The following is a 13602-nucleotide window of genomic DNA, read 5'->3' on the forward strand; positions in this document are numbered from 1 at the left end:
CGCCGCTACCGGATAGCCTCGTCCGCGCGTCCGCCTTCGCGTTCCCCCAAACTTACCTGCTCACCGGGGATCGCGCGGCCAACACGACCGTTTTTGTTTTTCCACCAGGAAATATCGGGCTTCACAGCACTCCCATATCCAGTGATGTTCCACACACAATACCCTAACCCGGGACTTCCGACACCTCGCAGGGGTGGTTTATCTCCACCCCGGCCACCCCGCAGGCCTACACCAAGGAGATCAACCAGGCCACCAGCACCAATGCCAGCAGCACCCACAGCGATTGCGTGACCCACGAGGTGGGATACCGCCGCTTGGACTTGGGCAATTTCCGATCTTGCTTACGCAATTCCTCTGGGTTAGGCATCGCGGGGAGGCTCCTTCTCACTGTGTTCCTCTGGCTGGTCTACCTGCACCGTCCGACCCCCGCGCGAAACCAGCCGACACGCGACGTCGCTAAGCAAATCCACGGCACGCTGCAAGAATAATGCCGCCACCGCGCACGCCGGCAACGCAACCCCCAGCACCACTGCGATTTGCAGCGCCAGCGGTGACGCCACCAGGCTTTGCACAAGCCAGTCATACAACGCAGTCATGTCCACCATCGTAGAGCGCCGAAGTTGCTATGGTTCAACCATGTCTACCGCGCCCTCCACCGTGACGATCCGCACCCCTGAAGGCCGCTTCCGTGGGATCGCCCACCGCACCCATGCCGAGTTCAGCTCGATTCAGTTCTGCACTATCCCCGGCCCCTTCGAGGATTCCCGGCCCAAGCGCGGCACGCCGGAGCAGCTTATCGACGCCACCGTGCCCCACCCCAAGCGCATAGCCTTAAGCATTACCGCCCCGCCGGGTGCCACCTTTGGCGATGATCTCCCCGTGATGGTGTACATTCACGGCGGCTCCTACGATTCCGGCAACCACGAGGAGCAGGACTCCAAGGGCACCGCCATGGCCCAGGCCGGAATCATCGTGGTGCGGCTGGGGTACCGCACCGGGCTACCCGGCTTCGCGCACTTCAGCGATGACGAGGACCACCACTACCGCGGGGTGGCCGACTGCCAATGGGGCTTGGAGTGGGTACAGCGCTGCATTGAATACTTTGGCGGCGACCCCACCAACGTCACCCTGGTGGGGCAATCCGCCGGCGCGGGCATTGCCCTCTGGCTCAGCCGCCGCGACCACTACCAGGGCGCTTTCCGACGCCTCATCGCCATGTCCCCCGCCTACCCGCGCACCACCTTTGACAAGCGCAAGGGAACACTACGCCGCCTGATCTTCACCCCCATCACCCGCAGGCACCTCACCGAGCTGCACTCCAAGAACCCCGCCGCGCTGCGCCGGGGCTACCGACGCTTTCGGAGCAGGTTCTTCTATGACCTCACCCTGGGGCCCGGCCCCTTCGCTCCCAACGAACTGGTCAATATACCCATGCTGGTGACGTGCACCAGGGAGGAGTGCTTTAACTTCGTTCCCGCCGTCAAGCGCCTCGACCAGCGCGGGCGCGGTGGCATTGCCGTGCGGGTGATGGCCAAGGCGATGGGGCTGGAAATACCCGCCTCCTCCTACCTGGAATCCGCGCGCAAGGTATATCCGCACCGCGAGATGTCGCAGCTCATTAGCGATTCCGCCATCCGGCGCTGGGTCTCCGACACCGCCGAAAATGCCCCCGCGCAGTGCTGGGTGCTCCAATACGAGGGCGACGAGGAACACCCCATGCTGCACTGCGACGATCTTCGCCTCGTATTCCGCCCCGACCCCGCACGGCGCTCCATTCACCGGATCATGGTGGACTTTGCCCGGGGCGACACCCCCGCCTGGCCGCGTTATCAACGCACCGACGGGCGCAAAGTGAAAATCTACGACGCCCCCACCGGCCAACTCCACACCACAGAGGACCCGCTTAAGCCCGTTCGCCTTGCCTTCCACCACCACATTCCGTGGAAATCGGCAGGAGCGCGGTAGGTATTTATTGTGCTGTTTGCCTAGTGCACTTACCTAGTGCACGCCCAACAGTTCCGCTTGAAGCACTGAGTGCGCAAGTTGTTCCACCAGCCACGGAGAAAACACCACAGGTGCCGCCTCCACCGCGCGCACGAGGGCCGAGGGCCTCAGCCATTCCCAGGAATCCACCTCCGCGGGCGACGGCCGGAGGTCACTCCCCGCGGCGAGCCGAACCACAAACACCGGGCATATCTCATTTTCCACCACACCCGAGGAATCGCGCGCCCAATAGCGAAAATCCGGGAGCACCCTACTCAACTGCATGATCTGTGCGGCAGAAACTCCCAGCTCCTGTTCCAGGCGGCGACGCACGGCGTCCTCCGTGGCCTCACCCGGAGCGGGGTGCCCACAAAAACTATTTGTCCATACCCCGGGCCACGTCTTTTTTGATAACGCCCGACGAGTGAGCAACACCCTCCCCTCCGGGTCCACGAGATAGGCGGAAAACGCCAGGTGCAGGGGGGTATCCTCCGTATGCACGCTCTCCTTGGGAACCGTGCCCGTGGGATTGCCCTCCTCATCGCTCAATATCACCAGTTCCCGGCCCTCAGCACTACCCGTGGAAATCATGCGCTCACCCTACCGCACCTGCCCGCTTCGCCTAACCGCGCGCCCAGTGGCCAATCACCCCCGGGACCACGGCGGGGCGTTCCCCCAACAAAGCCCGCAGATTCTCATTCTCCTCCACCGAGGACGTAATGGTCTTGATCTTCTTACTGCGCGAGCCTTGTCCCCCGCCGCCATGCGCGGCACCGGCCATCGGCCCCATCAAGGTCTGAGAGCGCGTCACCTGACCATTCGCTGCGGGCGTGGAACCCAGACCCGCACGAGAACTCATCGTGGCAGGTGTGCCTGCCATATTCTGCGCATGAGCACTCTGCGCATGAGCGAGGGAGGCCGTTCCGAGGCCCATACCCGCAGGGAGGATACTGCCGGTATGCCCCGTGGGACTACCGACGGCACCGCCCACGCCGCTCATCGTAGTAGAGGGAGTGGTTCCGGCAAGCGGCGGCATCATTCCCCGGCCCGCTATCGCTCCACCCATGGGGGTGCTAGCCGACCATGACGACGCCATAGTGGCAACATCGCCCGCCTTGAGCTGGGGAACAGAAGAATCACGATATGCTCCCCCATGTTTCACCTGAGAGGACTCGCCAAAGCGCCCGGCACCCGCCGTGCCCATTGCGCCTGTTCCGCCCAATCCCGGGGTGCCCATCACCACGGGGGAAGCAGTTGCACTGCCCCCTTGGGGAAGAGACGGCGCAGCCGAACCCGCAGGACTCGATACCGCCGAGCCACCCGGCACCGTAGACACCGGCGACATGGATGCCTCGGCGGTACCTGCCGCCGCACTCACGGTACCCACCGCCTCCGATTCGAGTTCTCCCACCACGGGGGTACGAGAAAGAACCTCCGCGAACGTTTCCTTTCCACTCTCCCCCACGCGCTGAGCCGCCTGGATGATTCTGCGCAATTCCCGCTCTCCCTCGGGACGCAAACCAGCGGCATTATGTTTATGCCCCCTACCGGGGGTCACGCCCATACCCGTGGGAATGATGCTCCCCAAAGACAACGTGAACGCAGGATCAGTCAAAGACCTCACCACCGGCACACCCGGCAACAGCATAGGAGTATAGGCCGCCGGGAACGCCTGAAGAAAAGCAGCCTCCGCCGCCTGCCTTTCCTGCGGCTCCGGTATGGCATTAATGGCGCTTTGCATAGAAGAAACCAATTGCGCACCCTGCTGCTGCGCGGGAGCGAGATTCATGGTGCTACTCACCATCAAGGCCGCATTACGAGCAAAGGCCTTGCCGGTATCCGCCACCTCTATCACTTGCTTAATAGCGGAATCCACCACATCACCGTAATTATGCACCCGCAGATCAGCGGCGACCGCCGCCAAACCCGCCGCCACCGAGCCAATACCGGCGGCCATCTTTCCCCACAACGCCGCCGCGTGATGCGCCTGCCCTACTTGAGTAGCACCAAAGGCCGCAGCCAACTGGTGAATCGACCCCGACGGCCCCACCACGGGAGGCGGGAACACAAATGGCTCATACCGAGGAACCGGGCGGGGCGGGAAAACCACGCCGCTCACGCTGCCCAAACTGCCCTCATCAGCGCGATCAAGGCTACGGGCAAACGCCTCATTCTGTTCGGTCAGAGCCTGAACGCTGGCCCGGAGAGCGTTTTTCAACCACTCCACCTGCTCCGCGTAAGACTCCAACACACTCCGCGCCGAACCAGGGCCACCCATGAGAACTATTCCGTGATGGTTACCCAGCTGGTCGAGGCCGGATACTGCGGAGAAACTGCCGTTGAGTGCGGGACGGGTTGCAATTCGTGCAGCCTCAGAAGCGCTACGAGCGAGCAACTCCAGCTTAGAAACAGCCGAGTTTAAACTACCAATCTTTACACTAAGCATTTCCATGATCCATATTCCTTAATATTTTAAAGTGGATTCCGCGGGCCTCACTACATCCATCCTCCATACCCGACTCCCCTATAGAGAAAACTTCAACACCCCATCTACCACGATCAGTCACCATTGACGTAGAACATGATTCCCCTTTCATATCACGCTCTTCAATCAACTCCACACCATCAGAATCAGATCCGGAAATTACTGAAATTCCAGCAAACTCATATTCCTTACGCGGAACCAGATCGGAATAAACCATTGCATAATCTCCAGAAACCTCATCGTCAGATTTCGAGATACGGAATCGGCATGTAGAATAACTCCCCTCCACCAACATGGGTTCTTCCGTCATCTCCCCCAACCCCGCCGCCGCAAACACATGCGCAGGTATCTCGGTACACGGGTCAAAGAATCGGAAGTTGGGATCATTTACATCCCACTCCCCAACCTCAAAGGGCAGCCTCTTCCCCGAGGCCCCCTCGCCTCCCCGAGCACTTTCCGCAATCGCTGTCTCCCCGGCCGACGCGTTCCCAAGAGCCTTTCCCGTCGCCGGAGCGACGTCGGAAGCCTCCATCGCTTCCTGCTCCCCAGAGGAACACGCGGCTAACGCCCCTCCCCCGAGAACACACACGCACAGCCAGGAAAATAGGCGGAGCACCATAGGCCACCTCATCACGGGCACCTCCATCGCAGTCAAAGATCAGCAACGCCGTGGGCGCCACGCTCCTTGCGGCACCCACGTTTCACTTAGACTTCACCACGCGCCATTCGGTTCCCGTAGATATTTTTTCACCGCGCAAAATAACCTGTCGGCCCCGCCCCACACCGCAGCCCCGCCCCATAGCTCTAGCCAACACCCCCAGGCACCACAGCCCACAGACCAGTACAATCCACAGGCACAAAAAAGGGCACCGCCGGTCACCCAGCAGCACCCGCACTCCCGCTCAGAACAAGCAGCCGCCTAGAGGCTCCCCTCAAACTTCACGTTGCCGATCTCAAACTCCGCGTCATAAAGGTTGCCCGGAGCCACGTCAAAGGCGTAGCGCAGATTGGTGGTGGAGTGCGCACCCAGGGGGCGGTCCAGCCCGTCCTGCCCCGCCACCCCGGAGGCTTCCGCGTCCAGCCGATCCACGGTGGTTCCGCCGTTGATGGTCAGGATCGGGTCACCGATGGCGTCCTGGGGCACGGCTACGTCGTTGAGGTTGGTCACCTCCACGGTGATGATGGATCCACCAGCATTGCCGCCCACGGTGCCTTGCATGTGCCAGCGCACGTTCAGGCCGGTGTCCACCACGGGTTCCCACTTGCTTTCCGCCACGATGGTGTCCACGTCCTGCGGCTGGTAGGCGGGGGTTTCGGAGGTGGTCACCTCGATGGACCCCTCGGGGTCGCCCACCTGCTCCTCGCTGCCTTGGGAGCAGGCCGTAAGTGCGAGGGTGCAGCCCAAAGCCAGCCCCCCGAGGGCGATGATTCGGTTCTTGTTCACTTCGGCCCGTGCGCCTTCCTGACGTTGAGGTATTGCCTTATCGACGTTCGATTGTAACCAGGTATCGGGCACTCGCGGCAAGTGATGGCATAATGGTCGCCCTGGTGCGGCCCCGCACTGGTTCCCCGTTTTCTCTCCGGAGGCTTTTGCGTGCAGTCTTTGTCCCGTCTCCTGCGCAGCACCTCGGCGTTATGGCCGTATTATCTGGGCATTATCCTCACCGCCGTTATTCACGCAGCGTTATCCCTGGTGTTTCCGTTCATCCTCAAGCACGCCACGGATACCATCGTGGCGGCGGTCAATGGGGAGGGTGCTACACCCACCGTGGTACAGACGATCCTGTGGCTGGCGCTCGCCCTGTTCGTGGCGGAACTGGGCTATACGCTGATGAATAATATCGGCGGATATATCGGTGACGTGATGGCCTCCCGCATGCGGCAAATCCTTTCCACCCGGTATTTTTCCAAGTTGCTAGCCATGCCGCAGAGTTACTTTGATACGCAGGCCACGGGCGCGATCATCGCTCGGTTGGATCGCTCCATCTCCTCCATCACGCAGTTCTTGCAGTCCTTTTCCAATAATTTCTTCCCCATGCTGGTCACGGTGGCGGCGGTTTTGACCATCTGCGGCTGGTATTACTGGCCGCTGGCCATTTTGCTGGCCGCGCTCTTTCCTATTTATATGTGGCTCACGGCCTTGACCAGCGCCCGCTGGCAGCGGATTGAAAGCGCCAAGAATGAGCATGTGGATCAGGCCGGTGGCCGCTTTGCGGAGGTGATCGGCCAGGTCAAGGTGGCCAAGTCCTTTGTCTCCGAGCCGCGCGAGTTGGATTCCTTCGCCCGGCACTATGGCAGCACCATCGCGCTCACGCGCACGCAATCCCGGTTCTGGCATTCGATGGATACGCTGCGCGGCGCGGCGATGAACGCCATCTTCCTGGCCATTTACCTGTTGATTTTCTATCGCACCCTGCACGGCATGTTCTCCCTGGGTGACATGGTGATGTTGATTCAACTGGTGAATATGGCCCGGCAGCCGGTGTTCATGATGAGCTGGATCGTAGATACCGCCCAGCGCGCCATTGCCGGGTCTCGGGATTACTTCGCGGTGATGGCCCATGAGCCGGAGGCCACGGCTAATAAGGAGATCGTGGCCGCCACCTCCGCCAACGATGTTCCGCAATTGGATCTCGCCCCGGCGCGCGCCCTCAACCCCATCGCACACAAGCCCATGATCGAGTTCCGGGACGTCTCCTTTGCCTACGAGGAGAATAAACCGGTGCTGGAATCCATGTCCTTTTCCCTGGCACCCGGTGAAAGGGTCGCGCTGGTGGGTGAATCCGGCGGCGGAAAATCCACCATCGTGAATCTTCTTTTGGGCCTGTACCGTCCCACCCGGGGAACGCTATCGGTGGGTGGATATAGCATCGCGGATATTAGCGGCGAGGCGCTGAGGGCGTCGGTAGGCGTGGTATTCCAGGAGCCTAATCTCTTTTCCGGGACGATCAAGGAAAATATCGCCTATTCCCGCCCGGATGCGAGCACTCAGGAGATCATCGAGGTGGCCCGGCGCGCCAATGCGCACGAGTTCATCATGGCGTTCCCCGATGGCTATGACACCGTGATTGGCGAGCGGGGCCTGCGCCTTTCCGGCGGGCAGAAGCAGCGTATCGCGGTGGCGCGCGCCATGCTCAAGGACGCCCCGATCCTGGTGCTCGATGAGGCCACCTCGGCGCTGGATACCAAGGCGGAGCGCGCGGTGCAGGCGGGCCTGGATGAACTCATGGCGGGGCGCACCACGTTGATGATCGCGCACCGGCTCTCCACCATCGCGGACGTGGATACCATCATCACCATTGATCAGGGCCGCATTGATGAGATCGGATCGCCCGCGCAGTTGGCGGTCTCGGGCGGCATTTATAGCCAACTTCTGGCGCTGACCTCCTCCGATTCGGAGGCCAATCGCAAGCGCCTGGCGCGCTTTGGGTTCCGGGAGCACTCTGCGGCCCACGCAGAGAGCACGGAGAACATGGAGAGCGCAGAAAGTGCAGAGAGCACAGAAGAATCCAAAGAATAAGCGGCCCCGGGAAACTACTACCCTGGGGCACCATGAGCACACCTGATCTGCACGTCCCCCACCTCGATACCCTCCGCGCGCGCCGCACCCGCAAGTGGACGGCCTACCCCGATGATGTCCTGCCCGCGTGGATCGCGGAGTCGGACTTTATCACCTGCCCCGCCGTCAAGGAGGCCATCGCGCAGCACGTCGAGGCAGAGTCCTTTGGTTATACCCCGGCCACCTCGGATCTGCCGGAGGCCCTGGCGGACTTCTCGCGGCGTCGTTATGGCTGGCGGCCAGACCCGGGGAGCATCGTGGAGGTTCCGGATGTGGTGCGTGGCCTCACCCTGGCCGTGCAGTTTTTCACCCGCCCGGACTCCGCCGTGGTGGTTCCGGTGCCGGCGTACCCGCCCTTCCTCAACATTCCCGGGGCCGCCGGGCGCGAGCGGATTCTCGTGGGTGCGCAGGGCGGCTTAGACCTCAACGAGATCGAGCAGGCCTTTGCCCAGGGCGCGGGCTCCATTTTGTTGTGTTCCCCCTATAACCCCCTGGGATACACTCTGAGCGAGGAGTTCCTGCGTAGCCTCATTGACCTCGCGCAGCGCTACCAGGTCAGGGTGCTGGTGGATGAGATTCACGCGCCGCTGGTGCTTGAGGGGCGGCACATCGCCGCCGCCGGGCTGTCCGAGGAGGCTGCCGAGGCGTGCGTGACCGTCACCGCCACCTCCAAGGCCTGGAATATCGCAGGCCTCAAGTGCGCGCAGATGATCCTGAGCAACCCGGAGGATCTGCGCACGTGGCGCGGCCTCAACCCGGTGATCAAGGACGGCGTGGGCACCCTGGGGGTATTTGCCGCCGCCGCGTGTTACCGCCACGGCGAGGAGTTCTTGGATCAGCAGGTGGCCTATCTGCGCGATAACCGCGATTGGTTGGTGCGGGAACTGCCCCAGCGCGTGCCGGGTTTGCGCGTCTCCCGCCCCCAGGCCACGTACCTGATGTGGTTGGATTTCCGCGATACCGCGCTCGGCGGAGCGGAGGATCCCGCGGGCCATCTGCTGCGCCACGGCAAGGTGGCGCTGAACGACGGCCGCTTCTTCGGCCCCGGCGGCGAAGGGCACGCGCGGCTGAACTTTGCCACCTCACGGGAGAACCTGGAAGAAATTGTGCACCGGATTGCGTTGGGAGCGCAGCAACACGGGTAGTGTGTTCTCTATTCTTTTGTTTCCTGCTTAAGGCACAGGTGACCTCATGACTAGAGATCAATCTTCCCCGATGACCCTCATCGTGACGGCGTTCATGCTGTTCTCGATGTTCTTTGGGGCGGGCAACCTCATCTTCCCGGCCATGCTGGGCGTGGAGGCTGGCACCAGCTTCACCCCCGCTATCCTCGGCTTCCTGGCCACCAGCGTGGTTCTGCCGGTGCTGGCCATCATTGCAATCGCCATTTCCGGGCGCAACGTCCGGGACCTCGCTAATCGCGGCGGCGCGGTTTTTGGTTTGGTTTTCTCCATTCTGGCGTACCTTTCCATCGGCGCTTTCTATGCGCTTCCCCGCACGGGTGCGGTGAGTTATTCCACCGCCATTCAGCCACTCACGGGCTGGGATTCCCTGGCCTCCTCCGCGATCTTCAACGCCATCTTCTTTGGCATCGCGCTGGCGCTGGCCTATAAGCCCGGAAAGATCGTGGACAACCTGGGCAAATACCTCACCCCCGTCCTCCTGATCCTGCTGGTGGTGCTGGTGGTGCTCTCCCTGACCTCCTTCCACGGGGAGGAACTGGCCCCGGCGGAAAAGTACTCCTCCTCCCCCGCCACCACGGGCCTATTGGAGGGCTACCTCACGATGGACTCCATCGCCGCCCTGGCCTTTGGCATCGTGGTGATCTCCGCCCTGCGCTACAAGGGCGTGGGCGAGGGCTCTCCCCTCGTGCGCGGCACCATCATCGCTGGCCTGGGCGCGGGCGGGCTGCTCGCGGCCATCTACATCGGCCTGGGCCTCATCGGACACAATATCCCCGATCCCGCCTCCTACACCGACGGCGCGGGGTTACTTTCCGATGCCGCCCGCCTCACCATGGGCACGCCCGGTCAGGTGCTCTTCGGGGCCATCGTGCTGCTTGCCTGCATGACCACCGCCGTGGGGCTCATCGCCGCCACCAGCGAGTTCTTTGAATTCCTCCTGCCCGGCATTAGTTACCGCATGTGGGCCGTAATCTTTGCCCTGATGTCCTTTGGCATGGCCACGATGGGCCTGGACACCGTGCTCAGCGTGGCCGCGCCCATCATCACGTTCATCTATCCCCCGGCCATCACCCTGATTCTGCTCACGCTCATCGAGCCGCTGGTGCGTCGCCGCGTGCACCTGGTGCGCACCTTCCTCATCGCCATTTGGGTCTCGGTGGTGTGGTCGGCGCTGACCACCCTCTCCGATCTGGGCCTCACCGCGCTGGCCCCGCTGGTGAACTGGGCCCCGCTTTCCGATCAGAGCCTGGGGTGGGTGCTACCCACCCTGGCGGGCGCGCTGATCGGCGCGCTTATCGACGTCGCTAAGCCCCAGCGCGCCACCTGGCTGGAGCCAGTAGCGGAATGATCCGCCCCGGGTGGGTGTTATAGGAAGCAACCCGTGACCAACACGAAAGAAGCTTCCCATGACACCCACCATTCCCCTCTCCCTCATTGATTTTTGCACCGTGCACGAGGGCGAACGCCCCGGCGTATCCATGGCGCGCTCCGTGGAACTAGCCCAGAAGGCCGAGGCCCTGGGCTTTCATCGCATGTGGTACGCCGAGCACCACAACATGCCGGGGATCTCCTCCTCCGCCCCGGCCGTACTCATCTCCCACGTGGGCGCGCATACCTCCACTATCCGGCTGGGTGCCGGTGGGGTCATGCTGCCCAACCACTCCCCCTACGTGGTGGCCGAGCAATTTGGTATGTTGGCGGAACTTTATCCTGACCGCATTGATCTTGGCCTGGGGCGCGCACCCGGCACCGATATGAATACGCTCGGCCGGGCCCTGCGCCGGGACGCCCACGCGGCGGAGAACTTCCCCCAGGACGTGCAGGAACTAGCCGGATACTTCTCCGAGGAGTCCCCCATTCCCGGCGTGCAAGCGGTACCCGGCCGAGGCACCCACGTGCCCCTCTATATCCTGGGTTCCTCCATGTTCGGTGCCTCGCTAGCCGCCAAATTGGGCCTGCCCTACGCCTTTGCCTCGCACTTCGCGCCCACGCACCTGGTGCAGGCCATCACGTATTACCGGGAGAACTTCCAGCCCTCGGAAAACCTCAGCGAGCCGTACGCGATCGCGGCGGTCAATGTTCTGGCCTCCGATACCCACGAGGACGCACAACGGCAAAAGAACCTAGTAATCCGCGAGCGCGTGCGCGCCCTCGCCGCGCGCGGCAACCGGGATATAAGCGATGCCAACCTCGATCAACTCGTTGCCTCCCCCTCCGGGCAGCAGATCGCGGGAATGATGCATTACAGCGCCATCGGCACCCGCGAGGAGGTGCGCGATTACCTCACGGATTTCTCCGAGCTCGCCCAGGCCGATGAACTCATGATCTCCGTGCTCGCCCCCACGGGGGAGGAAAACCACCGCTCGATGGAGATCCTGGCTCAGGCATGGGGCCTGCCGGGGGCTGCCGAAACGAAATAGAAACCTAGTTCTCCTCCCACTCCCGGGCGCTCTGCGGGCGGGACTGCTCGATCACCTTAAACCTCGGTGCCTCGTCCCCCTCGCCGGGTTCCTCGGTCATCTCGCCCTTCACGCCCAGATCGCCGCCGATCACCACGTTGCCCGGCAGCACGATGTTCCCCTCATCATCGTGTTCCAGCACCGGCGCGGGCAGCGCGTTGCCCTCCTCGTCATAGCCGGGGGCCGGGCGGTTTTCATGCTCCTCTAGTTTCTCCGCGCTATCGGTGCGCTCCCAGCGGCGAGTACGCACCAAGCGGGTGGCCGCGGCATCATCGCTCATGCCCTTCAACAGGGAATACATCATCACAAACTGCATGAGGAAGAAGGGGAAGGCCACGATAATCACCACCTCTTGCAGGGAGGCAATGCCGGTTTCCGGGGAGATGAGCAACAGCGCCGTACACACCGCGCCGATCATCGTGGCCCAGAACACGCGGTACCACGTGGGGGTCTTTTCCTCCTCCCCGGTGGCAAACATGTCATTAACCAGGGCCGCAGAATCAATCGAGGTGATAAAGAAGATCACGATGATCACCAGGGCAAAGGCGGAAACGATCCCCGCCAGCGGATACTGCGCCAGGAAATTAAAGAGCGCGGCGGGCACATCGCCCTTCTCCACCGCGGGAACGGTGAGGTAACCGGGATTCTCCAGCTCCAATTCCATGCCCGCGCGGCCAAAGATACTGAACCAGATCACCACAAAGATCGTGGGTAGCGCCAGCACACCGGCGATGTACTCGCGCACCGTGCGGCCCCGGGAAATGCGCGCGACGAACATGCCCACATAAGGCGACCAGCAAATAGTCCAGGCCCAATAGAACACCGTCCACTTGCCCTGCCAGCCGGGATTGCTCTGGTATGAATCCGCCCAAAACATGATGTCCGGCAGCCAGGCGGCGTAAATGCCAAAGGCCTCCACCGTGTGCCGCAGCAGCGTCAGGGTGGGGCCGGTGAAGAGGATAAAGGCCATGAGCGCCACGGCCACGCCGATGTTCAGGTTGGAGAGCAGTTTGATTCCCTTTTCCAACCCAGAGGCCACCGAGACACAGGCCACGGCGGTAATCACCACGATGATGAGCAACTGCACCCAACTGATAATCGGGGTGCCCCACAGGGCATTCATTCCCGCGTTGATTTGGAGCACGCCCAGACCCACGGAAACCGCGATACCAAAGGTGGTGCCCACGATGGCCAGGACGTCAATGAGTTTGCCCGGCGTGGAATAAATCCGCCCACCCAGCACGGGCGCGAATACGGAAGAGAGCCGGGGCGGGAGTTTGCGCTTGTAGATGAAGTACCCCAAGGCCAGGCCCGGCAGGGCCATGATCACCCACATGTGAATGCCAAAGTGATAAAAGGTAAAGGCAAAGGCCTCCGTGATGGCACCGGGAGACATGCTCTCATGGTCCGCCATCGGAACGTTATAGGCGTGGTTAATCGGCTCGGCCACGCCCCAGAACATCAGCACCGCGCCCACGCCACCGGCAAAGAGCATGCAGAACCAGGCCACCAGGCTGTGCTCCGGTTCCTCGTCATCGTCGCCCAAACGCACCCGACCGTAGCGCGAGGCAAAGATCCCCAGCAGGAAGATGAGCATGAGGGAGACTCCGCCGATGTACATCCACCCGAGGTTTTCCAGCAGCCAACCCGCGGTGGAGGAGAAGGCATCGCGGGCCGTGGGACCCAGAACAATGGTCAGCAAAACGAAGGCGACGATGATCCCGGCGGAGGTGAGAAAGATCAGGGGATCGGATTGAAGCCTTGGTCTGCGTTTGGTGGGTTTCTTCAGCGTCTCGGTGCTGGTGTGCGGCGGGGCCACGGGATAAGACCTCTTTTCCTTATCTAGGAGAAACTTCCTCACAGGCTACCCAGCCGCATCGCTTTGCGCAGGCATAAGGCTCGCCTCCACCGCCCTATGAGCGCCTCATGAGT

At 62.3% G+C, this 13602-nt stretch carries 12 protein-coding genes; 5 read left to right on the forward strand and 7 right to left on the reverse strand.

The window, feature by feature from the left end; translation table 11 throughout:
* Positions 1 to 226: 226 nt before the first annotated feature.
* Positions 227 to 367 (reverse strand): hypothetical protein, encoded by a 141-nt coding sequence (locus tag OLW90_RS08185; protein WP_319649606.1) that lies wholly within the window; start codon positions 365 to 367, stop codon positions 227 to 229.
* Positions 360 to 596, reverse strand: coding sequence for a hypothetical protein (locus tag OLW90_RS08190; RefSeq protein ID WP_319649607.1), 237 nt, complete (start codon positions 594 to 596; stop codon positions 360 to 362). Before OLW90_RS08190 ends, OLW90_RS08185 begins: the two co-directional genes overlap by 8 nt.
* Before the next feature lie 40 nt (positions 597 to 636).
* On the opposite strand from OLW90_RS08190, the gene OLW90_RS08195 reads away from it, so the two are divergent.
* Complete coding sequence (locus OLW90_RS08195) at positions 637 to 1965, forward strand: carboxylesterase family protein (protein ID WP_319649608.1); 1329 nt, start codon at positions 637 to 639, stop codon at positions 1963 to 1965.
* Between the two features lie 33 nt (positions 1966 to 1998).
* Here OLW90_RS08195 and idi read toward each other — a convergent pair whose 3' ends face one another.
* From idi to OLW90_RS08215, 4 genes are all read right to left on the reverse strand, one after another.
* Positions 1999 to 2574, reverse strand: a complete 576-nt coding sequence (idi, locus tag OLW90_RS08200) for an isopentenyl-diphosphate Delta-isomerase (RefSeq protein ID WP_319649609.1) — start codon at positions 2572 to 2574, stop codon at positions 1999 to 2001.
* Between the two features lie 31 nt (positions 2575 to 2605).
* Complete coding sequence (locus OLW90_RS08205; protein ID WP_319649610.1) at positions 2606 to 4051, reverse strand: hypothetical protein; 1446 nt, start codon at positions 4049 to 4051, stop codon at positions 2606 to 2608.
* 370 nt (positions 4052 to 4421) lie between these two features.
* Positions 4422 to 5114 carry a DUF3558 family protein gene (locus OLW90_RS08210; protein ID WP_319649611.1) on the reverse strand — a complete coding sequence of 231 codons (693 nt, stop codon included), beginning with the start codon at positions 5112 to 5114 and terminating at the stop codon, positions 4422 to 4424.
* A gap of 273 nt (positions 5115 to 5387) precedes the next feature.
* The gene (locus tag OLW90_RS08215) at positions 5388 to 5912 is read right to left on the reverse strand and encodes a hypothetical protein (RefSeq protein WP_319649612.1); all 525 of its coding nucleotides are present in this window, start codon (positions 5910 to 5912) and stop codon (positions 5388 to 5390) included.
* Positions 5913 to 6062: 150 nt separating this feature from the next.
* Between OLW90_RS08215 and OLW90_RS08220 the strand changes: the two genes are divergently transcribed.
* Genes OLW90_RS08220 through OLW90_RS08235 form a run of 4 tightly spaced genes read left to right on the forward strand, consistent with a single transcriptional unit; the run spans position 6063 to position 11631 of the window.
* Positions 6063 to 7988 carry an ABC transporter ATP-binding protein gene (locus OLW90_RS08220; RefSeq protein ID WP_319649613.1) on the forward strand — a complete coding sequence of 642 codons (1926 nt, stop codon included), beginning with the start codon at positions 6063 to 6065 and terminating at the stop codon, positions 7986 to 7988.
* 47 nt (positions 7989 to 8035) lie between these two features.
* Complete coding sequence (locus OLW90_RS08225; RefSeq protein WP_319651857.1) at positions 8036 to 9172, forward strand: MalY/PatB family protein; 1137 nt, start codon at positions 8036 to 8038, stop codon at positions 9170 to 9172.
* 46 nt (positions 9173 to 9218) lie between these two features.
* On the forward strand, positions 9219 to 10559 hold the full coding sequence (gene brnQ / locus OLW90_RS08230; protein WP_319649614.1) for a branched-chain amino acid transport system II carrier protein: 1341 nt from the start codon (positions 9219 to 9221) through the stop codon (positions 10557 to 10559).
* 58 nt (positions 10560 to 10617) lie between these two features.
* Complete coding sequence (locus OLW90_RS08235; RefSeq protein ID WP_319649615.1) at positions 10618 to 11631, forward strand: LLM class flavin-dependent oxidoreductase; 1014 nt, start codon at positions 10618 to 10620, stop codon at positions 11629 to 11631.
* Positions 11632 to 11635: 4 nt separating this feature from the next.
* Here the strand turns inward: OLW90_RS08235 and OLW90_RS08240 are convergent, their stop codons facing one another.
* Positions 11636 to 13489: a BCCT family transporter gene (locus OLW90_RS08240; protein ID WP_319649616.1), complete on the reverse strand. Its 1854-nt coding sequence runs from the start codon at positions 13487 to 13489 to the stop codon at positions 11636 to 11638.
* Between the last annotated feature and the right edge of the window lie 113 nt (positions 13490 to 13602).

It is taken from the genome of Corynebacterium sp. 21KM1197, from assembly GCF_033783015.1.
Taxonomy (GTDB): Bacteria; Actinomycetota; Actinomycetes; order Mycobacteriales; family Mycobacteriaceae; genus Corynebacterium.

Bases quoted from the DNA above. Each gene is read 5' to 3' on its own strand.
- OLW90_RS08185 (WP_319649606.1), bottom strand. From the start codon at position 367: ATGCCTAACCCAGAGGAATTGCGTAAGCAAGATCGGAAATTGCCCAAG.
- OLW90_RS08190 (WP_319649607.1), bottom strand. From the start codon at position 596: ATGACTGCGTTGTATGACTGGCTTGTGCAAAGCCTGGTGGCGTCACCG.
- OLW90_RS08195 (WP_319649608.1), top strand. From the start codon at position 637: ATGTCTACCGCGCCCTCCACCGTGACGATCCGCACCCCTGAAGGCCGC.
- idi (WP_319649609.1), bottom strand. From the start codon at position 2,574: ATGATTTCCACGGGTAGTGCTGAGGGCCGGGAACTGGTGATATTGAGC.
- OLW90_RS08210 (WP_319649611.1), bottom strand. From the start codon at position 5,114: ATGGAGGTGCCCGTGATGAGGTGGCCTATGGTGCTCCGCCTATTTTCC.
- brnQ (WP_319649614.1), top strand. From the start codon at position 9,219: ATGACTAGAGATCAATCTTCCCCGATGACCCTCATCGTGACGGCGTTC.
- OLW90_RS08235 (WP_319649615.1), top strand. From the start codon at position 10,618: ATGACACCCACCATTCCCCTCTCCCTCATTGATTTTTGCACCGTGCAC.